Origin of the sequence: Marinactinospora rubrisoli, from assembly GCF_042664915.1 — a bacterium.
GTDB lineage: Bacteria > Actinomycetota > Actinomycetes > Streptosporangiales > Streptosporangiaceae > Marinitenerispora > Marinitenerispora rubrisoli.
In genome coordinates, this window is record NZ_JBHTBH010000001.1 from 1 (window position 1) to 17,528 (window position 17,528).

General features: G+C 70.6%; 20 protein-coding genes and 1 tRNA gene. 9 read left to right on the forward strand and 12 right to left on the reverse strand.

Going from position 1 to position 17,528, the window contains the following annotated elements; translation table 11 throughout:
* Positions 1-241: 241 nt before the first annotated feature.
* Positions 242-703: a VOC family protein gene (locus tag ACFQRF_RS00005; protein WP_379867897.1), complete on the reverse strand. Its 462-nt coding sequence runs from the start codon at positions 701-703 to the stop codon at positions 242-244.
* Positions 700-1,284, reverse strand: a complete 585-nt coding sequence (locus ACFQRF_RS00010; RefSeq protein ID WP_379867898.1) for a DinB family protein — start codon at positions 1,282-1,284, stop codon at positions 700-702. Before ACFQRF_RS00010 ends, ACFQRF_RS00005 begins: the two co-directional genes overlap by 4 nt.
* A gap of 61 nt (positions 1,285-1,345) precedes the next feature.
* On the opposite strand from ACFQRF_RS00010, the gene ACFQRF_RS00015 reads away from it, so the two are divergent.
* The 3 genes from ACFQRF_RS00015 (at position 1,346) to ACFQRF_RS00025 (ending at position 3,300) form a co-directional block, all read left to right on the forward strand.
* Complete coding sequence (locus ACFQRF_RS00015) at positions 1,346-2,305, forward strand: helix-turn-helix transcriptional regulator (RefSeq protein ID WP_379867899.1); 960 nt, start codon at positions 1,346-1,348, stop codon at positions 2,303-2,305.
* Between the two features lie 165 nt (positions 2,306-2,470).
* Positions 2,471-2,821 carry an ArsR/SmtB family transcription factor gene (locus ACFQRF_RS00020; RefSeq protein ID WP_379867900.1) on the forward strand — a complete coding sequence of 117 codons (351 nt, stop codon included), beginning with the start codon at positions 2,471-2,473 and terminating at the stop codon, positions 2,819-2,821.
* Positions 2,818-3,300, forward strand: a complete 483-nt coding sequence (locus tag ACFQRF_RS00025; RefSeq protein ID WP_379867901.1) for an SRPBCC family protein — start codon at positions 2,818-2,820, stop codon at positions 3,298-3,300. The genes ACFQRF_RS00020 and ACFQRF_RS00025 overlap by 4 nt, the downstream gene beginning before the upstream one ends.
* A 30-nt stretch (positions 3,301-3,330) precedes the next feature.
* Here ACFQRF_RS00025 and ACFQRF_RS00030 read toward each other — a convergent pair whose 3' ends face one another.
* The 3 genes from ACFQRF_RS00030 to ACFQRF_RS00040 form a co-directional block, all read right to left on the reverse strand.
* Positions 3,331-3,765, reverse strand: coding sequence for a hypothetical protein (locus ACFQRF_RS00030; protein WP_379867902.1), 435 nt, complete (start codon positions 3,763-3,765; stop codon positions 3,331-3,333).
* An 88-nt stretch (positions 3,766-3,853) separates the two neighbouring features.
* Positions 3,854-4,426, reverse strand: coding sequence for a GNAT family N-acetyltransferase (locus tag ACFQRF_RS00035; protein WP_379867903.1), 573 nt, complete (start codon positions 4,424-4,426; stop codon positions 3,854-3,856).
* Positions 4,427-4,828: 402 nt separating this feature from the next.
* Positions 4,829-5,137, reverse strand: a complete 309-nt coding sequence (locus ACFQRF_RS00040) for a hypothetical protein (RefSeq protein ID WP_379867904.1) — start codon at positions 5,135-5,137, stop codon at positions 4,829-4,831.
* A 719-nt stretch (positions 5,138-5,856) separates the two neighbouring features.
* Here ACFQRF_RS00040 and ACFQRF_RS00045 point away from each other — a divergent pair.
* On the forward strand, positions 5,857-6,690 hold the full coding sequence (locus ACFQRF_RS00045; RefSeq protein WP_379867905.1) for a helix-turn-helix domain-containing protein: 834 nt from the start codon (positions 5,857-5,859) through the stop codon (positions 6,688-6,690).
* Here the strand turns inward: ACFQRF_RS00045 and ftsH are convergent.
* A complete protein-coding gene (gene ftsH, locus ACFQRF_RS00050) occupies positions 6,683-8,704 on the reverse strand; it encodes an ATP-dependent zinc metalloprotease FtsH (RefSeq protein WP_379867906.1) in 2,022 nt (673 codons plus the stop codon). The genes ACFQRF_RS00045 and ftsH overlap by 8 nt on opposite strands.
* A 382-nt stretch (positions 8,705-9,086) precedes the next feature.
* Between ftsH and ACFQRF_RS00055 the strand changes: the two genes are divergently transcribed.
* Both ACFQRF_RS00055 and ACFQRF_RS00060 read left to right on the forward strand, forming a co-directional pair.
* Positions 9,087-9,209 (forward strand): DLW-39 family protein, encoded by a 123-nt coding sequence (locus tag ACFQRF_RS00055; RefSeq protein WP_220270034.1) that lies wholly within the window; start codon positions 9,087-9,089, stop codon positions 9,207-9,209.
* Between the two features lie 164 nt (positions 9,210-9,373).
* Positions 9,374-9,446: transfer RNA gene (locus ACFQRF_RS00060), tRNA-Ala, on the forward strand.
* A gap of 147 nt (positions 9,447-9,593) precedes the next feature.
* On the opposite strand, the gene ACFQRF_RS00065 is transcribed toward ACFQRF_RS00060, so the two are convergent.
* The 3 genes from ACFQRF_RS00065 to ACFQRF_RS00075 all read right to left on the reverse strand — a co-directional run bounded on the left by ACFQRF_RS00065 (position 9,594) and on the right by ACFQRF_RS00075 (position 11,719).
* Positions 9,594-10,052 carry an SRPBCC family protein gene (locus ACFQRF_RS00065; protein ID WP_379867907.1) on the reverse strand — a complete coding sequence of 153 codons (459 nt, stop codon included), beginning with the start codon at positions 10,050-10,052 and terminating at the stop codon, positions 9,594-9,596.
* A 58-nt stretch (positions 10,053-10,110) separates the two neighbouring features.
* Entirely contained in the window at positions 10,111-11,001 is an 891-nt protein-coding gene (locus ACFQRF_RS00070) for an AraC family transcriptional regulator (protein WP_379867908.1), read from the reverse strand.
* A 223-nt stretch (positions 11,002-11,224) separates the two neighbouring features.
* Complete coding sequence (locus ACFQRF_RS00075; RefSeq protein WP_379867909.1) at positions 11,225-11,719, reverse strand: YciE/YciF ferroxidase family protein; 495 nt, start codon at positions 11,717-11,719, stop codon at positions 11,225-11,227.
* A 346-nt stretch (positions 11,720-12,065) separates the two neighbouring features.
* Between ACFQRF_RS00075 and ACFQRF_RS00080 the strand changes: the two genes are divergently transcribed.
* On the forward strand, positions 12,066-12,731 hold the full coding sequence (locus ACFQRF_RS00080) for a DUF1707 and DUF4870 domain-containing protein (protein ID WP_379867910.1): 666 nt from the start codon (positions 12,066-12,068) through the stop codon (positions 12,729-12,731).
* A gap of 87 nt (positions 12,732-12,818) precedes the next feature.
* Here the strand turns inward: ACFQRF_RS00080 and ACFQRF_RS00085 are convergent, their stop codons facing one another.
* Positions 12,819-13,367 (reverse strand): hypothetical protein, encoded by a 549-nt coding sequence (locus tag ACFQRF_RS00085; protein WP_379868962.1) that lies wholly within the window; start codon positions 13,365-13,367, stop codon positions 12,819-12,821.
* A 260-nt stretch (positions 13,368-13,627) separates the two neighbouring features.
* Here ACFQRF_RS00085 and ACFQRF_RS00090 point away from each other — a divergent pair, with 260 nt between their 5' ends.
* Together ACFQRF_RS00090 and ACFQRF_RS00095 are read left to right on the forward strand one after the other, a co-directional pair.
* A complete protein-coding gene (locus ACFQRF_RS00090; RefSeq protein ID WP_379867911.1) occupies positions 13,628-14,155 on the forward strand; it encodes a peptidylprolyl isomerase in 528 nt (175 codons plus the stop codon).
* Between the two features lie 12 nt (positions 14,156-14,167).
* On the forward strand, positions 14,168-15,040 hold the full coding sequence (locus tag ACFQRF_RS00095; RefSeq protein WP_379867912.1) for a rhomboid family intramembrane serine protease: 873 nt from the start codon (positions 14,168-14,170) through the stop codon (positions 15,038-15,040).
* Positions 15,041-15,285: 245 nt separating this feature from the next.
* On the opposite strand, the gene ACFQRF_RS00100 is transcribed toward ACFQRF_RS00095, so the two are convergent.
* Together ACFQRF_RS00100 and pknB are read right to left on the reverse strand one after the other, a co-directional pair.
* On the reverse strand, positions 15,286-15,540 hold the full coding sequence (locus ACFQRF_RS00100) for a cell division protein CrgA (protein WP_379867913.1): 255 nt from the start codon (positions 15,538-15,540) through the stop codon (positions 15,286-15,288).
* A 174-nt stretch (positions 15,541-15,714) separates the two neighbouring features.
* Positions 15,715-17,514 (reverse strand): Stk1 family PASTA domain-containing Ser/Thr kinase, encoded by a 1,800-nt coding sequence (gene pknB / locus ACFQRF_RS00105; protein ID WP_379867914.1) that lies wholly within the window; start codon positions 17,512-17,514, stop codon positions 15,715-15,717.
* Between the last annotated feature and the right edge of the window lie 14 nt (positions 17,515-17,528).

The following is a 17,528-nucleotide window of genomic DNA, read 5'->3' on the forward strand; positions in this document are numbered from 1 at the left end:
TGTTGTTGGGGGGTGGGTGTGCCCCGCCCCGTCCGGGGGCTGGCCACCCACTCGTTTGGTCCGCGTGTTTTGAGTGTGGGCTTGTCAAGGGGTTGGTGGCTAGTCGGGTTGGGTTTCTGTGGATAACTCGGCTGGTGTGTTCACGCGACACAGAACGGCCGGCCGCCCCACCTGACAAGGCGGGGCGGCCGGCAGCACTCCTCCGCCCACGACGGGCGGGCGGCCAGCAACGTGCGGGGGCTCAGTCGAGGCAGAACTCGTTCCCCTCGGGGTCGGCCATCACGATGTGGCCGCCGCCGAGCGGTGGGTCGGGTTCGTAGCGGCGGATCCGTGTCGCTCCCAGCGCGAGGAGCCGGTCGCACTCGGCCTCCAGTGCCGCCATCCGCTCCTCTCCTCGCAGGCCGGGAGCGGCGCGGACGTCCAGGTGGACGCGATTCTTGGCGGCTTTGCCCTCTGGCACCCGCTGGAAGAACAGCCGGGGGCCGTGCCCGTCCGGGTCCTCGATGGCCGATCTCTCGTTGCGTTGCTCCTCCGGTACGCCCATCCGCGCGAGGAAGTCGTTCCACGCGGCCAGTGGATCGGTGCCCTCGGGCAGATCGACTCCGGGCGGGCCTGGGTGGACGTAGCCTAGGACGTCGCGCCAGAAAGACGACAGCGCGGCAGGGTCATGGGCGTCGAAGGTGAGCTGGACGTGGCGGCTCATCGGCGTACTCCGTTCGCGTCGGCCTTCGTGTGCAGGTAGAGGTCGCGCAGCAGGCAGACCTCGGAGAGATGGTGGATCAGCTCGCGGTTGATGTGCAGCACCAGCGTCGCCAGAGAACGCTCGGCGTACGCTCCCTCCGCCTCCCCGCACGGGCGGGCGAGGCCGGCTTCTCCGAGGGACTCCACTCCGGTCTGCCACAGGGCGAACTCCGCGTCGAGCTGGGCCAGCGCGTCGGCGGCGGTCGCGGCGTACTCGAAGGAGAAGTAGTCGGTGGCCGCGCGACCGAAGTGCGCGGCGTTGCGCGCCGCGAGCACGCCGACGATCACGTGCCCGAGCCGCCACGCGATCGTGGTGAACGGCGCGGGCTCCGGCTGCGGCATCGCGAAGTCGATCGTCATCGCGCCGGAACCGCCCTGCACCGGGGCGGTGCTGGTGCCGCGCGGGCGCACGTTCCAGCAGCCGGGCGCCGGTTCCCAGAAGTACTCCTCGTCGGTGAGTCCGTCGAGACGGTCGCGTAGCTGGCTGGTCCAGTGCCAGTCGAGCTGTTCCCGCAGCAGCGGGTTCCACATCTGGTCGGTCATGGGCCCAGCTTGACGGGTATAGCGGACAGATTCGTTCCGTGTTCTGTGCAACGATGAGCGCGTGACGACCGAGACGACGACCGAGCGGGTGCTGCGGTTGCTGGCGTTGCTGCAACGGCGGGCGTCCTGGACCGCGGCCGAGCTCGCCGCCGAGCTCAACGTGACGGACCGCTCGGTGCGCCGTGACGTGGAGCGGCTCCGGGCGCTCGGCTACCCCGTGCACGCGACGGCGGGCGTCGGCGGCGGGTACCAGCTCGGTGCGGGGACCCGGCTGCCGCCATTGCTCTTCGATGACGGGGAGGCGATCGCGACGGCGGTGTCGTTGCGGCTGGCGTCCGGCGGCACGGTCGCCGGGGCCGGTGAGGCGGCACTGCGGGCGCTCACGAAGCTCGACCAGGTGATGCCGCCGCGGTTGCGCGCCGAGGTCCGGGCGGTGCACGGCGCCACCGACACCCTGGTGGGACCCGCGGTGGAGATCGACGCGGAGGTGCTGGTGACGCTCGCGCGGGCCTGCCGCGACGCCGTGCGGGTGCGGTTCCGCTACGCGGGCCGCGAGGGCGGGGAACGCGAGCGCACGGTCGAGCCGGTTCGCATGGTGACCACCGGCCGCCGCTGGTACCTGATGGCCTGGGACGTCGACCGTGCGGACTGGCGTACCTTCCGCCTGGACCGCATGCAGGACGTGACGGCGACGACCTGGCGTTTCCGGCAGAGGGAGTACCCCGACCCGGTCGGCTACGTGCAGCGGTCCGTCACCGAGGCGCCGTATCGGTATCTCGCCCGTGTGCGGTTGCACGCCCGGTCCGAGGAGGTGCGGGATCTGGTGCCGCCCCAGGTGGGGCGCGTGGAGGACGACCGCGACGGCTGGTGCGTGCTCGTCGTCGGCGGGGACGACCTGGACTGGCTCGCCATGCACGTGGCCCGCCTCGGCTTCGAGGCCGAGGTGCTGGACCCGCCAGAGTTGCGGGATGCCGCCGCCCGGCTGGCCCGCCGGCTCGCCGCGATGGCCGGGACGGTCTGACCGGGCCGATGGCGCCATGCCGGCTACCGCGGCCGGCCGTGCGGCGGAATCGGCACCCTTGGCTCCCGGAACAGGCGGCGCCACCAGTCGTTTCAACCAAATGGTTGACCGTGGCGGCGGAGCGGTCTACGCTTTCTTTCAACCAAAAGGTTGAAACGAGGGGCGATGGCTGCGGACGCACTGACGCAGGTCTTCTCCGCCCTCGCCGATCCGACCCGCCGCGACATGGTGGCTCGGCTCGCCGAGGGGGACGCAACGGTGAACCAGTTGGCCGAGCCGTACCGGATGTCGCTGCAGGCCGTGTACAAGCACCTGCGCGTGCTCGAGGACGCCGGGGTGGTGAGCCGTCCGGAAGGGCCGCAGCCCCGGCCGGTGCATCTGGAGGCCGAGGTCTTCGACCTGATGGACGCCTGGGTCGAGCGTTACCGGCGCCGGGCCGAGCAGCGGTACCGCCGTCTGGACGCCGTCCTGGCGGCCATGGAAGAAACCGACGACAAGGACGGGAGCCGATCATGAACTCGAACAAGGAGACGGCCATCGAGGCCGACGCGAAAGTGCCGGCCATCCGGATCACCCGGGACTTCGCGGCGACGCCCGAACAGCTCTTCCGGGCGCACACCGACCCCGTGCTGTTCGCCCGCTGGATCGGTCCGGACGCCATGCCTCCCAGGATCGTCTACTGGGACCCCCGTCCCGGCGGCAGCTGGCGATACGTCACGGAGCACGAGGGCGTGGAGTACGGATTCCACGGATGCTTCCACCAGGTACGCCCGGACCGCATCGTGCAGACCTTCACCTTCGAGGGGCAGCCCGACGGTGTCGCCCTGGAGACGCTGACGTTCGAGACCCTCGGCGAGCGCCGTACCCGGTTGCACGCGCAGTCGCTGTGCGACTCGTTCGAAGCCCGGGACGCCTGGCTGGCCAGCGGGATGGAGTCCGGGGTCGACCAGGGGTACGCCAAGCTCGACCGGTTGCTGGCCGACGGCGCGGTCTGAGGGCTCGCCCGGTTCGGCGCCTGCCGGGGGTCACGGTGCGTGCCAGCGCGGCAGCCCGGTCTCGACACGGACGGCCGTCCGTGGCATTTCGGCCGGTCCGAAGTACGCCGAAGTGGCGGCCGCCCGAGGGGCCGGGAGCCGCGCTCCCAGCCCCTCGTGGACCGGGCACCCGCAGGAGGCCGCGAGCGGACGCGGGCAAGAGCGCATGACACGTAGCAGCGGCGGCATGTCGGCCGGGTCGATGCGCCACCACCAGTACCGATCCCACGCGGCCGGTTCGCGGGGGGCCCGGCAGTCGTGCACGTGCGCCTCGATCGCCCCGGCGCCGCACGACGGGCAGCGGCTCACGTGCGTGTAACCGAAATGGTGCCGGTGCTCGATCCGGTGGTGGGGGACGCCGCACTCCCGCAGGTTCAGCAGTGGACGGGGGACGGGGTGGGCACAGCAGGTGTACGGCATCGTCATGGTCCACCCCGGGGCCCGCCGGCGCGCCGGCCCGAGTCCGGGGCAGGCGCTGCCCCAGAGCCCGGATGTCGATATATCTGTACGTCGATTACTCGGGAATGTGCCTCGCCGAAACGCCTTCCGTGCGCTCCACTCCCGGGAGCGCGGTGGCGTCGGCGACCTCGTATTGGAACAGCCGGGTGTCGATCCACCGGCCGTGCTTGTGGCCGACACGCCGCAGCCGTCCGACCTCGGTGAAACCGTGCCGCAGGTGCAGCGCCACCGACGACTCCGTGCCGCTGTCGGCGATCACCGCGATTACTTGGTGGACGCCGCTGCGCGCGCACTCCTTGAGCAGCTCCGTGAGCAGGCGGGTGCCCAGACCGCGGCCGGCCTGGCCGGGGGCGAGGTAGATGGAGTTCTCCACCGTGTGCCGGTAGGCGGGCTTGGGTTTCCACGGGGCGGCGTAGGCATAGCCGACGACCGCGCCGTCGAGTTCGGCGACAAGGAAGGGGAGCCCGCGTTCGGCCAGGCCGGCGGCTCTGTCCCGCCAGTCCTGCAGGGCCGGCGGCGACTCGTCGAAGGTCACTCGGGTGTTCAGTACGTAGTGCCGGTAGATCGTGGCGACGTCGGCCAGGTCCTCTGCCCGGACCTCGCGTATCCACCCCGACCCGTGTGCCATGCTCTCCCCCGGTCCCCGTCAACACCCGGCATGGTGCTGCACCGGACCGGCAGTGTAGCCGCTCCACCTGGCCTGTTGTGGATTCGGGGCCGGACGTGGGCACGGAGACGTCCACCGCCGGATGCGGCGAGGGGCGGTCACTCCTCGTCGGAGTCCGCCCCCACCGGTGATTCCATCAGCTGGCGCACCAGCGCCATGAACTCTTCGTCGCTCATCGCGGCCCAGTCCACACGCTCGTTCATGTTGAGCGGTTTCCCCAGCTTCAAGATCGATAAGCGTGCTGGGTTGCCAGTTAAGCGGTAAATCTGGGTAAATTTAGCGTTTCGTCGGGTAAGTGGACGTACACCCGCCGATTGTCCGGTCGTCGGCCGGTCCGGCCGCCGGGCGGCTCACGCCGCTCTCTCAGATCCGTCGGTTCACCGCCGCACGGCACTGCGGGCACCGGCAGCGCTTGTTGTACCCCGTGACCGTGCCGTGCGGCAGGTCCGGGTCGCGCTCCGAGGTGAGGGTCGCGTCGAGCTGGTCGCCGAACGCGCTGAGGATCCGTGCCGTGGCGAACACCCGCCGCACACTCACGTTGAGGTCGCGGGCGGCGTCCTCGATGTGGATCCCCATGCGCAGCTTCGCGATCAGCCGTGACCGCGTCGACGGCGGGAGTTCCTCCTCCGCGGTCGCGATCAGCTGTTCGGCGTCGTCTATGGGGTAGCTCATTGAGTTCCTATGTGTGTGGGGGGCGGTACCCCCGGTAATCCACCCCGCATAGTACGCGCTCCGCGGTCGCGGGTCGCCACCCGCCCGGTTCGGGGCGTGCCGTGACGAGCGGCGACGCCGCCGTGGCGCCATATCGCCTTGCCGATACGGAGACGACGGGAAACGGTTCCGCGCGGACCGTATCCGTGGTGCCGGTGGTACGGAAGGTGGAGACGTGGACCGGGCCGCGGGCCACCGGCGGCCCGGCGGCGCACCCGGCTCCTGGGCACCGTCCTCCCCCTCGGCATCACAGGGACCGTCCGGCCCGCGCCGATCGTGCTCTCTTCCCTGGTCACGGCTCCGCTGCAGGGAGATCCGCCAAGCCGTCGGCCGGTCGGCTCCACGCCGGCCGCGGCGGTCCGGCCCCTCCCGGAAACGGCGGTGCCCCGGGCCGTGCGCGTCCTACGGACGGGAACCGGTTCCGGGCCGGGCCGGACCGAATCCGTCGGCGGGTTTTACGGCATTCACGAAGTCGGCCGGATGTGGCACCGCGGTCACCGCCATCAGCAACGTGAATTGCGTTCCGTCCCACCGGTCACGTCCTGGAGCGACGTGTGATGTTGAGGAATGAAGAAAACCCGCGAATTGCCGTCCAATTCCTAGAAACTCATTGCTAGAGGCTAGGGCGAGTGCTTCTCTAGACCACAACACCAGCGCCCAGCGTGTACGGATACAACGCCATGACGAGTCCCACGGTCCGCCGTCGCCGTCTCTCCGCCGAGCTGCGTCGGCGACGTGTGCAGGCGGGAATGACACTCAGCGACGTCGCCGACGTGCTCGAATGGTCGCCGGCCAAACTCGGCCATATCGAGACCGGAATCCGCAAATGGCCCTCCGTCATGGAGGTCTCCGCTCTGCTCAGACTCTACGGAGTCACCGGGGGCCAGCGCGAGGCGATCCTCACTCTGGTCCGGGAGTCGCGGCTCCGTCCGTGGTGGACCGAGTACGAGGACGTGCTCTCCTCCGCCTACGTCGGCAACGAGGCCGGCGCCGTGGCCATCGACACCTACGCCGGGATCCTCGTGCCCGACCTCCTCCAGGTCCCCGAGTACACCGCGATGCTCGCCCGCGCCCAGGGACGCGACGAACGCACGGTCGAGCGCATGGTCGCGGCGTTTCTGAAACGTCAGGAGGTGCTCGACCGCGACAACCTGGAGCGCTACCACGCCGTGGTCGAGGAGGACGCCCTGCACCGCATCGCCGGCGACCCCGAACTGCTGCACACCCAGCTCCGCCGCCTGGTCGAGCTCGCCGAGGACGACAACCGGGTGACGATCCAGTTGCTGCCCACCTCGGTCGGCCCGCACGCCGGGTACGCGGGTCCCTTCACCGTGCTGGGGTTCGACGAGGGGGAGAGCTCGCTCGCCTTCGTGGACTCCCCCCATGGCGGGGGCATCGTGGAGTCCGAGGACGCGGTGGCGCGGTGCCAGCGCACCTGGCGAGATCTGGTCGGCGCGGCGTCCACCACCCGGGGCACGCTGGTCTCCCTGCGCAGACTCGCGCTGCTCACGTAGCGCCGGCGGGCGGGGTCCGGGGGTGCTGCGGCGGATGCTCGGCGCCGCCGGTGCCCGGGTGCGGCAGGCCGGCCGCGGTGTAGGCCGCCGCCTCGTCCAGCGTCTCCCGGTCCAGCAGGGCGTGGGCGATGGCGTCCAGCCGTGCCCGGTTGCGGGACAGCAGGTCGCGCGCCTGGTCGTAGCATTCCTCGATGATGCGCCGCGCCTCGACGTCGACCGCGTCCAGGGTGCCGGGCGCGAAGTGCTGTCCCAGCGTCTCCTGCCCCGGCCCCGGCAGCACGGTCATCGGCCCGATTTCGGGCGACATGCCCCAGCGGCCCACCATCTGGCGGGCGATCGAGGTGGCGGTCTCCAGGTCGCTCTCGGCGCCGGTCGTGACAACCCCGTACACCAGTTCCTCCGCCGCCATGCCGCCCAGCGCGCCGACGATCCGGCCGCGCAGGTAACTCTCGTCGTAGCCGTAGCGGTCCGCCTCCGGCGTGGCCAGGGTCGCGCCGAGCGAGCGGCCGCGCGGGATGATGGAGATCTTGCGCACCGGGTCGGCGCCGGGCTGCAGCATGCCGAGCAGCGCGTGACCGGACTCGTGGAACGCGGTCCGCTCGCGTTCCGCGGGCGCCATGACCACCGAGCGGGCGGCACCCAGTTGCAGTTTCTCCAGCGCCTCGGTGAAGTCGGTGGTGGACACCGCCGGGCGGTCGCGCTTGGCGGCCAGGAGGGCGGCCTCGTTGACCAGGTTGGCGAGATCGGCGCCGGTCATCCCCGGGGTGCTGCGGGCGACGGCCGTCAGGTCGACGTCGTCGGCGAGGGGGACGCCGCGCGCGTGCACGGTCAGGATCTCCGTGCGGCCGGCGGTGTCGGGGAGGTTGACGGTGACGGTGCGGTCGAATCGGCCGGGCCGTAGCAGCGCGGGGTCGAGCACATCGGGCCGGTTGGTGGCGGCGACCACCACGACCCCTTCGGTCCCGGTGAAACCGTCCATCTCGGTGAGGATCTGGTTGAGCGTCTGCTCCCGCTCGTCGTTGGCACCGAGCGACTGGCCGCCGCGCACCCTGCCGATGGTGTCGATCTCGTCGATGAAGATGATCGCCGGCGCGACCTTGCGGGCCTCGCCGAACAGCTCCCGGATCCGGCTGGCTCCGACACCGACGATCATTTCGACGAACTCCGCGGCGCTGGCGGAGAAGAACGGCACCTTGGCCTCGCCGGCGACCGCGCGGGCCAGCAGCGTCTTGCCGGTGCCGGGCTGGCCGGTGAGCAGCACCCCCTTGGGGAGCTTGGCGCCCAGCCGGCGGTACTTTTCGGGCTCCCGCAGGTAGTCGACCACCTCGACGAGTTCGTTCTTCACCTCCGGCATTCCGGCGACGTCGTCGAACGTGACCCGGATGTCGGCGGTCTCGATCGGCCGTGCGGCCCGGCTGCCGCTCATGCCGGCCAGTCCGCCGAGGCCGCCGCCCGAGAGCAGGCGGCGGCCGCGGCTGATCAGGAACCACCAGAACGCGCCGAACAGCAGCACGGGCAGCAGCGCCCAGAACAGGTTGGACAGGAAGCCCCGCTGCTGGTGCACCGGGGTGGCGCGCACGACGACGTCGTGCCGCACCATCTCCTGATATATGTGGTCATCGGCGAACGAGGGGCGCTGGGTGGTGAAGCGGGTGTAGGTGCGGCCGTGCTCACCGGGCACCTGCTGCGCCCGCTTCAGAGTGCCGTCGATGGTGTTGCCGGTGCTGTAGATCTCCCGCACGTTGCCGGCCGAGACCTGCTGGGTGAACACGGTGTAGGGAATGCTCGTGGACTGCGCGCGCTGGTCGGTGATCCAGGTGATGGCGAAGAAGATGAGGTAGACGACCGCGAGCGTCGTGAGGAAGCGGCGCCAGTTGAACTTCGGCTTTCCCGGCTCCCGCTGGTCGCCCGAGTCCGGCATACCCTCGGTGCGCCACGGCCATGGCCGGTTCGGGCCATCGCCGTTCCGGTCTCCCCGCTCCCCCGGCTGCCGGGAGACATCGTTCTCGGCCATCTCCACCCCCCCGTGGATCGCCGTGACCATGGTAAACACCGCGAACGGGGAAATACCGCCGCACACGCGCGCCGGACCGGATTCGCCGGGCCGGCCGGCTCCTGGGGGCCGTCCCACCGGACTTCCGACCCTCACGCGGTGCGGCCGGGGCGCCGGGGACGCGCGATCCGGCCGTTGAGGCAGGGGAACAGCCCCGCCATCTTGCTAGTCTGCATGGGGACAAACCCATAGAGTCTCTACTGACGCCTCTGCTCGGTGGGATGCCCAGCGAGGCCCGACCGCGATCCGCGGCCGCGACTCTGCCTTATCCCGCGCCAGAGCCACGCGTCGTCATATCTGCCGCAACCGACCCATATCCGTGAATGAAGAAGGGGTCCAGACCGTGAAGAAGATCATCGTCCTGGTGCTGGTGGCCCTCGGGGCGTTCGCCATCTACCGCAAGATCCAGGCCGACCGCGCCGAGCTGGACCTGTGGACGGAAGCCACCGCGGCCAGCGACAACTAGCGCCGTATCGCACTCGATCAGCCACGGCACGTCCCGGACGTGTCAGTGGCTGTCGTATGCCGCCCGCCGCGCCGCCGTAGCGCCTAATCCAGCGGCGGTCTTCCCACGGGAGCGGTATGCTCTCAGGGGTCGCCGAACGCACATGCGGCGCCGGCGACCGGACAGGGGCCATAGCTCAGCTGGCAGAGCGCTGGTTTTGCATACCAGAGGTCAGGGGTTCGACTCCCCTTGGCTCCACCCTTTCAGGCGCAGGTCAGCGCCCATGACGACGGCCGCCCAGGTTCGTACCTGAGCGGCCGTTGCACGTTCAGCTGACGGCGTGGAGACACGGTCGCAGTGCCGAACACGATTTCAGGCGGTCGGTTCGACCGCGGGTGGAGGCCGTCATCCTGGTCGCCTCTGTTCCAGCGCGGCGTGGTCGGCCAGCCCGGTCGCCATGCCCTGCATGAAGCGGCGCAGGTATCGCTGGAGGAACCAGCGCATTCCCCAGCGGGCCGAATACGTGCCGTGCCACCGGATCCGTGTTCCGCCGCCGGGCAGCCCCACCAGTTCGACCGCTGCCCGGTAGCCGATCAGCTGCGGGTTTTCGACGCCCTCGTAGGCGAATCGGCGTTCCGGCTCCAGCGCGGTGATGCGTTCCTTGGTGACGGCCTTTCCGGTCCGGAACGCGCGCACCGCGCCGACACCGTCCCGGCCGTCAGGGGAGAGGCCCACCGACTGCGCGATCTCCAGGGCATCGACGCGGGACCAGGTCGGCCAACTGTGGGGGTCGAGCAACAACGCCCATACAGCTGAGGGCGGTGCCGCGGATTCGGCGGTGACGTCGTAAGACTGCAGGGTCATGACGGCAGGCTAGGGCCGCGCCGGTCCCCGGACCACGCCCGGAATTGCGGTGTGCCGGTCAGGAATTGCGGTAGGTCGACGGGCGGGTTCCGGTGTGGCGCACGAACGCGGCCGAAAGGGCGCCGGGACTGGCGAAGCCGCACCGCGGTGCGATCCGGTCGAGCGTCAGATCGGTTTCGCGGAGCAGCCGCTTCGCCTCTTCGACCCGCAATCCGGTCAGGAACCGGTGCGGGGTCTGTCCGGTCGCGGTCCGGAACACCCGGAGGAGGTGATAGACCGACAGATGCACCTCGTCGGCGAGGTCGGCCAGGGTGATCGGCTCGGCCAGCCGCTCACGCAGGAACGCGACGGCCGCGCGCACGCGGGCGTCCTCCCGGGCCGGGGGCCGGCCGGCTCGGAGCCGCCCGTGCCGGGTCAGCAGGTGCATGGTCAGGAAAGTGGCCGCGGTCTCGGCGTACAGGTCGTCGGCCGTACCCGGGGAGCCGAGCGCCCGGACCGTTTCCTCGAGCAGCGGGTCGCCGATGGCGACGGACGCTGCCATGGCCTCGAAGTCCGGGACGTCGCCGCCCAGTCGCGCCACGGCCGAGTCGACGGTCTCGCGAGGGATGTGCACCTGGATGCTGCGCATGTCCGCATCTCCGCGGTAGCTGCGGACGGTCGCCTGGTGCGGGATGCCCAGCTGGACCCGGCCGGGAAGCCAACGATCGTGGACGGCCCGGCCGCCGTCACGCGTCGCCAGTTCGGCCCGTCCGGAGACCGGGAGCACCAGGTGCAGGTCGGCCGCGGCGGGCAGCGCCATGTCCTCCACGACCGGGACGTGCTCGAATCGCTGCACGAGCAGGGATCGCCAGCCCGCGTGCTGCCAGCTGCAGAACGTGCGCCGGACGAAGCGCCCTGTCTCGAAGCCGGTGTAGGGCCGCAGGTCGAACCGGGTCGAGTCGAACACCATGGCGCCGAGGCTACCCACGGCGCCACCGCATACCGGACGATGGCCTTCACGCTGTCGGCGTCGCAGCAGTGGGGCGTTCGCGAGTTCCGTTTCAGGCGTCCGGCCTGACGTTCCGGTTCAGGTCGCTGGTGTCGGCCCTAGGTTGTTCCCAGGCCGGGAAGTGGCCGCGACGGCCGCCCACGGGGTCCGTGGGCGGCCGTCCGGCCGTGGCTCGTTCCGTCCGTCAGGCCGAGGCCAGGGCGTGCAGGCCCATATCGTGTCCGCAGCGCTCCAGTTTGCCGGCGGTCTCCTCCTCCTGCACCAGGTTGGTCTGCAGGAGCTGCGCGCATTCGTTCTGTCCCAGGCACATCGCCTTCTCGACGAGGCCGCGGTAGGTCGCGATCTCGTAGTGCTCGACCTTCGTGGCGCCGCCGAGGACGAACATGGTGCGCACCTCGTCCGACGGCTTGTGCTTGAGGAACTCCGTCAGCTCCTTGTGGATGCCGTCGATCGCGGCGCAGGCGACCTTGTGCGGTGACGCGTCGAGCGTCTTGAAACACTGTTCCAGGTTCTTGATCTGGTCCTGGGTCTCGGACTTGTGTTCCCGGAACATCTCCACCAGGCGGTCGTCCCGGACGTTGCTCGCCGCTTCGTCGAGCATGGTCACGATCTTCTTCTCGCCGTCGTACATCGCCGAGAGTTCGTACACGAACAGGTCCTTCGGAGTGTCGAGCCGCATGGGATCCCCCCTTCTCCGGTCCGGCACCCGCTGGCCGCGGGTGCCCCTGGCATCGGGCCGCCCTACCCCTCCGAACTCGGGATACGCGACGGCCCTACGTCTTTCGGGACGGCCGCGCGTCCGGCCGCTCGGTTCCGTGGTGGCCGGCGGGACGCGGGGCGGAACCGGCCGAGGCGGGTGCCGACAGGAGGCGGGGGCGGCGCGAAACGTTCGGCCGGGGGGATTCAGGGTCGATTCAGGGTCGCCACCCATGCCATCGCGCTCGTGTATCGCGCATCATGGAGGGAAGAGTGAGAACCGGCCCCCGCGGAGGTGCCGCCTCCCGGCAACGCGGCAAGGAGTGAACGTGGCTGTGGTCGACCGAACGCCTCCGCCCTGGGTCCCGGGCGATCCCCGACGCCGCGACTTCGCCCAGCCGGCTCCGGCGCAGCTGCGGGTCACGCACGCCGACCGTGATGCCGTGGCCGACCGGCTGAAGGAGGCCTACGCCGACGGTCAGCTCGACCACGACGAGTTCGAGGAACGGCTCGACCTCGCCATGGGAGCGAAGGTGCGCGGCGAGCTCGAACCGCTGCTCGCCGACCTCGCCCCGCAGCGGCCGGCCGGCGGCACGCCGGCCTCCCCGTTCGCCGCGCGTGCCCCCGAGGCGGAGCCCGACCGCGAAGAGCGGCTGTGGGCCCTCGGCGGGCACCTGTCGGGGTACTTCACGCTCGCGCTCGGGCCGCTGCTCGTGCTGGTCCTCAAGGGCAACGGGTCGCCGTACGTCCGGCGTCAGGCCATGGAGGCGCTGAACTATCAGCTGAACTTCCTGATCGCCTCGGTCCTGGTGCCGCTCGTCGCCATCCTGACCCTCGGCCTCGGGCTCGTCGTGTACCTGTTCATGGCGCTGGGCTGGGTGGTGCTGCCCGGGATCGCCGCCCTCGGTAGCGCGCTCGGATTCAGCTGGCGGTACCCCCTCACGTGGCGCATCGTCAAGGACCGGACCGACGGCGCGGCCGGCGCCGGACGCTGACGCACGCGGACGCGCGAGCGGCCCGGCGGTTCTCCGCCGGGCCGCTCGCGCGTCACCCTCGGGAGGCCGGCCGGTCCGGCGTCCCGGTCAGTTCGCCACCCGGCCGTTGAGGTCCGCCGCGGCGTCCGCGTCAGAGGGCTCCTTGGCGTCCCCGCCGACGCCGCGCAGCCGCGCCTGCGTCTCCCTGGCCTTGGCGGCCAGCTGGTCCCGGGTCTCCCGCACCTGCTCTCGGGCGTTCTGCAGGTTCTGCTGCCACTCGGCGTCCTGGGACGCCTGGCGCAGCCGCACCACTCCGTACACCGCGGCGGCACCGAGCAGACCCGCGCCGACCACGACCGCGGCGCGCGGCACCCGGCGGACGCGGCGGCGGACCGGGCTCGGCTCCACCTTCTGGGCGGCGGCGTTCAGGAGGTCGGCCACGCGCGGCGCGAGCGTGTCCTCGACCCGCAGCGCGGCGGTCTCCAACCGGGGTGCGGTCCACCCGCGGGCCTGATACCAGCGTCGGGCCGCGTTGTCGCGGGCCTGGTCGGCGTACGGTCCGAGCCGCTCGGCCTGCTCGCGCGCGAATTCCTGGAGCCGGGCCAGAGCCGCCTCGACCTCGGCGCCACCCTTCCGGCGCTGCAACGTGATGGGCACGTCGACCTCCTTCGCTGTCATGTCTGCTGGGTCTCCCCTGCCCGTTCCGGTCGCCGGTATGCGGGGCCGGGGGCACACGGAGCCGCCGGACCGGCGGATATACGCGTGTTACCTCAAGATACGTCTCCGATGTCGATTGACTCACGCTTTGACACGCAGTGTCGGAGCCGGTCGTCCGGACGGAACATGCGGCCGACCGCCGCGCCGGGCGGTACAGGTAACGTGGGACCGGTAAGTACACACAACGGAAAGGCACCCAGGTGTCTGACGCCAACGGTCAGCTGTTCGCCCGGCTGAACACCAACAAGGGCGCGATCGTCGTCAAGCTCTTCCCCGCTGAGGCTCCGGAGACGGTGGAGAACTTCGTCGGCCTCGCCGAGGGCACGAAGCAGTGGGTCGACCCCCGCACCGGCAAGCCCAGCACCGCGAAGCTGTACGACGGCACGATCTTCCACCGCGTCATCAAGGACTTCATGCTCCAGGGCGGCGACCCGCTGGGCACCGGCCGCGGTGGCCCCGGGTACAGCTTCAAGGACGAGTTCCACCCGTCGCTGCGGTTCGACCGTCCCTACCTGCTGGCCATGGCCAACGCCGGCGCCAACACCAACGGCTCGCAGTTCTTCATCACGGTCGCCGCGACGACCTGGCTGAACAACAAGCACACGATCTTCGGTGAGGTGACGGAGGGCGCCAAGGTCGTCGACGCGATCGCCCAGGTGGCCACCAATGCCTCGGACCGGCCCCTGGAGGACGTGGTCATCGAGTCCGTGACGATCGAACGCAAGTAGCCGGGGTCGATCATGAGCGCCTCCCCGCCGCCCCTCCAGCCGGAGCGGGAGACCGCCGAGGTCCCCACCTGCTTCCGGCACCCGGACCGCGAGACCTATGTCCGGTGCTCCCGTTGCGACCGCCCGATCTGCCCCGACTGCATGCGCGAGGCGGCGGTCGGGTTCCACTGCGTCGAGTGCGTCGCCGCGGGCAACCGAGGCGTGCGGGAGGCGCGCACCACGTTCGGCGGCCGGATGACGAGCCGCCCCTACGTCACCTGGGCGCTGCTCGGCCTCATGGCGGCCGGCTTCCTCCTGCAGCAGGTGAATCCGGCCATCACCCAGCAGTTCGGCATGTGGGGCGGCGGGGTGCTGCTGTACGGGCAGTGGTACCGGCTGCTGACCGCCGCGTTCCTACACGGCGGAATCACGCACCTGCTGTTCAACGGGTTCGCGATGTACATCCTGGGCCCGCAGCTGGAACGCTGGCTCGGCCACGGCCGCTACCTCTCGCTGTGGGTGCTGAGCGCGATCGGTGGTTCGGTGCTCAGCTACCTCTTCGTGCCCGGGCAGCTCTCGGTGGGCGCGTCCGGCGCCATCTTCGGGATGTTCGGCGCCATCCTGATCGTCGGCCGGCGGCTGCGGCTGGACACCCGGTTCATCCTCGGCCTGCTCGTGGTGAACCTGCTCATCACGTTCCTGGTGCCGGCCATCTCATGGACCGCCCACATCGGCGGTCTCATCACCGGTCTGGTGCTGGGCGCCACCTACGCGTACCTGCCGCGCGGCGCCGGCCAGGCCGACGGTGGGCAGACCCGCACCATCGTGCACGTCGCCGTGACGGCCGGGTTCGCGGTGCTGCTCGCGGCGGTCGCCGTGGTGTGGACCTTCGTGATCCTGGGCTGATCTCCCAGACCGGCCGGTGGCGGCGGGTCGCCGTGCCACCCGCCAGGGAGTGAGCGGACGAGGCGTGCGCCGACGGCACGCGACCGGCGCGCAACTTTCCGGCGCCCGGACGGCTCCGGCACTCGTGGAACCGGGATCGGGCATGCCGAACGAGCCGCCCACAGGCTGTGGATAACCCTGTGGACAGCCGTACGTTCAGCTGTGGACGAACCCCGCGCAATGCCCGCCGAACAGGCGGAACGCCGCTAGTGCCACCGTGTGGACAGAACGACCGCGATGATGATTCCGCTGAAGCCGATCGCCAGGTTCCAGTTCCCCAGATCCTGCATGTACGGCACCATGGCGCCGGCGATGTAGTACACCGCGATCCAGAGGATGCCGAGAAGGCCGAAGGCCACCATGGCCGGCGCCAGCCACCGCGGGCTGACCTTCGGCTTGGTCGTGGACGGCGGCGGGGTGTAGACGGCCTTCTTCTTGCGATCGCTGCGGGATTTGGGCACGGTCGCTGCTCCAAAACGAATGGGCCGGACTTCTTCAGGGCGGACACCAGTGTATGCGCCGCCCGGCTCTGACCGGACGGACACCGCTACACGTGTCCCGGTGGGGTGCCACCGGCGTCGTGCCGGGCGGCACCCCTGGGTGTACGGCTCCGCGGCTTCGCGGAAACGGCGGCGCTAGCCGTCGCCGTTCTCCCAGCTGGCCCCATCACCGGGGAACGGGAATTCGGTCGGCCACCCCGGCGGCGGCTCCGTACCGTTGCCGTTGCCATTGCCGGGACCCGACGGCGGCGGCTCGCTCTGCTGCGGCTGCCGCGCCAGCGTCACCACGATCTCGGTGCCGGGCGCCACCTGCTGGCCCGCACCCGGGTTCTGCCGGATGGCGCGGCCGGGCTCGACGTCGCCGTTGTCCTCCTCCTCGAAGCGGACGGCCAGGTTGGCTCCCTCCAGGGCGCCCCGAGCCTCGTCCTCGGTCATGTTGGTGACGTCGGGGACCTCGACCATGTTCGGGCCCTCGGAGATGACGAGCGCCACCTGGGTGCCCGGGTCGACCGACGCCCCGCCCTCGGGGTCGGTGCGGATGACCCGGTTGGCCTCCTGGCTGTCGGACCGCTCGGTGGTCACGTCGCCGAGCGCCAGGCCGCGTTCCTGCAGCGCCTGAGTGGCCTCGGTCTGCGTCATCCCGGTGACGTCCGGGACCTCCACCGCCTCCGGTCCGCTGGAGACCAGGATGGTGATCTCCGTGGACTCCGTCACCGAGCGGCCGGCCTCCGGGTCGGTGCCGATGACCTGGCCCTCGTCGACCTCGTCGCTGGGCTGTTCTTCGTCACTGACATTGGTGAAGCCGGCGGTCTGCAGTTCGGACCGCGCCTCCTCCAATGTGCTGCCGCTGACGTCCGGGATCGCGGTGGTGTCCGCGCCGCCGCGCAGGAACAGCCACCCCGCGAAGATCAGCGCGCCCAGCACCGCGAGCGCCAGCACCAGCCAGAGCGCCCGCTTGCGGCCGTCGCCCCGGCGATCGTCGTAGTCGTCGTAGTCGTCATAACCGCGACGGTCGTCGTAACGGTCGTCGGGTACCGGAGGCAGCGACTGGGTGGCGCCGGCCGGCGTGATGGCCATGGTGCTGGCCTCGGTCGGCATGCCCTGGAGGCCGCGCTGGATGTCGGCCCGCATCTCGCCGGCGCTCTGGTACCGCTCGTCGCGGTCCTTGGCCATGGCGCGCAGGACGATGGCCTCGATCCACTGCGGGATCTCCGGGTCGAGCTGCGACGGCGGGACCGGATCCTCACGGACGTGCTGGTAGGCGATCGACACCGGGGAGTCGCCGGTGAACGGCGGCCGGCCCGTCAGCAGCTCGTACAGCACGCAGCCGGTCGAGTAGATGTCGCTACGCGCGTCGACCCGCTCCCCGCGCGCCTGCTCCGGCGACAGGTACTGGGCGGTGCCGATGACCTGCGAGGTCTGGGTCATGGTGGCCTGCGCGTCGTTCATCGACCGCGCGATGCCGAAGTCCATCACCTTGACCTCGGCCTGCCGCGTGAGCATCACGTTGGCCGGCTTGATGTCCCGGTGCACGATGCCGTTGCGGTGGCTGTACTCCAGCGCGCGCAGAATGCCGTCGGTGATCTCGACGGTGCGCTCCGGGAGTAACCGCCGGTCGTCGTCGAGCAGCTCCTTGAGCGTGCGCCCGTCGACGTACTCCATGATGATGAAGGGGATGGAGACGCCGTCGACCACGTCCTCGCCGGTGTCGTACACCGCAATGATCGAAGGATGGTTCAACGAAGCCGCGGACTGCGCCTCACGCCGGAACCGCTCCTGGAACGTGTGGTCGCGCGCGAGGTCGGACCGCAGGGTCTTGACGGCCACGAAGCGGTCAAGTCGGAGGTCGCGAGCGCGAAAGACCTCGGCCATGCCACCGCGCCCGACGACCCCGTCGAGCTCGTAGCGGCCACCGAGTAGCCGTGGCTGAGACATGTCGTGAACTAGTC

Excerpts from the sequence above, each read along its gene's own strand:
- ACFQRF_RS00075 (WP_379867909.1), bottom strand. The coding sequence starts at position 11,719 with ATGCGGCTCGACACTCCGAAGGACCTGTTCGTGTACGAACTCTCGGCG.
- ACFQRF_RS00005 (WP_379867897.1), bottom strand. The coding sequence starts at position 703 with ATGAGCCGCCACGTCCAGCTCACCTTCGACGCCCATGACCCTGCCGCG.
- ACFQRF_RS00025 (WP_379867901.1), top strand. The coding sequence starts at position 2,818 with ATGAACTCGAACAAGGAGACGGCCATCGAGGCCGACGCGAAAGTGCCG.
- ACFQRF_RS00020 (WP_379867900.1), top strand. The coding sequence starts at position 2,471 with ATGGCTGCGGACGCACTGACGCAGGTCTTCTCCGCCCTCGCCGATCCG.
- ACFQRF_RS00010 (WP_379867898.1), bottom strand. The coding sequence starts at position 1,284 with ATGACCGACCAGATGTGGAACCCGCTGCTGCGGGAACAGCTCGACTGG.
- pknB (WP_379867914.1), bottom strand. The coding sequence starts at position 17,514 with ATGTCTCAGCCACGGCTACTCGGTGGCCGCTACGAGCTCGACGGGGTC.
- ACFQRF_RS00045 (WP_379867905.1), top strand. The coding sequence starts at position 5,857 with ATGACGAGTCCCACGGTCCGCCGTCGCCGTCTCTCCGCCGAGCTGCGT.
- ACFQRF_RS00095 (WP_379867912.1), top strand. The coding sequence starts at position 14,168 with ATGAGCGCCTCCCCGCCGCCCCTCCAGCCGGAGCGGGAGACCGCCGAG.
- ACFQRF_RS00035 (WP_379867903.1), bottom strand. The coding sequence starts at position 4,426 with ATGGCACACGGGTCGGGGTGGATACGCGAGGTCCGGGCAGAGGACCTG.
- ACFQRF_RS00030 (WP_379867902.1), bottom strand. The coding sequence starts at position 3,765 with ATGACGATGCCGTACACCTGCTGTGCCCACCCCGTCCCCCGTCCACTG.
- ACFQRF_RS00040 (WP_379867904.1), bottom strand. The coding sequence starts at position 5,137 with ATGAGCTACCCCATAGACGACGCCGAACAGCTGATCGCGACCGCGGAG.
- ACFQRF_RS00065 (WP_379867907.1), bottom strand. The coding sequence starts at position 10,052 with ATGACCCTGCAGTCTTACGACGTCACCGCCGAATCCGCGGCACCGCCC.
- ftsH (WP_379867906.1), bottom strand. The coding sequence starts at position 8,704 with ATGGCCGAGAACGATGTCTCCCGGCAGCCGGGGGAGCGGGGAGACCGG.
- ACFQRF_RS00070 (WP_379867908.1), bottom strand. The coding sequence starts at position 11,001 with ATGGTGTTCGACTCGACCCGGTTCGACCTGCGGCCCTACACCGGCTTC.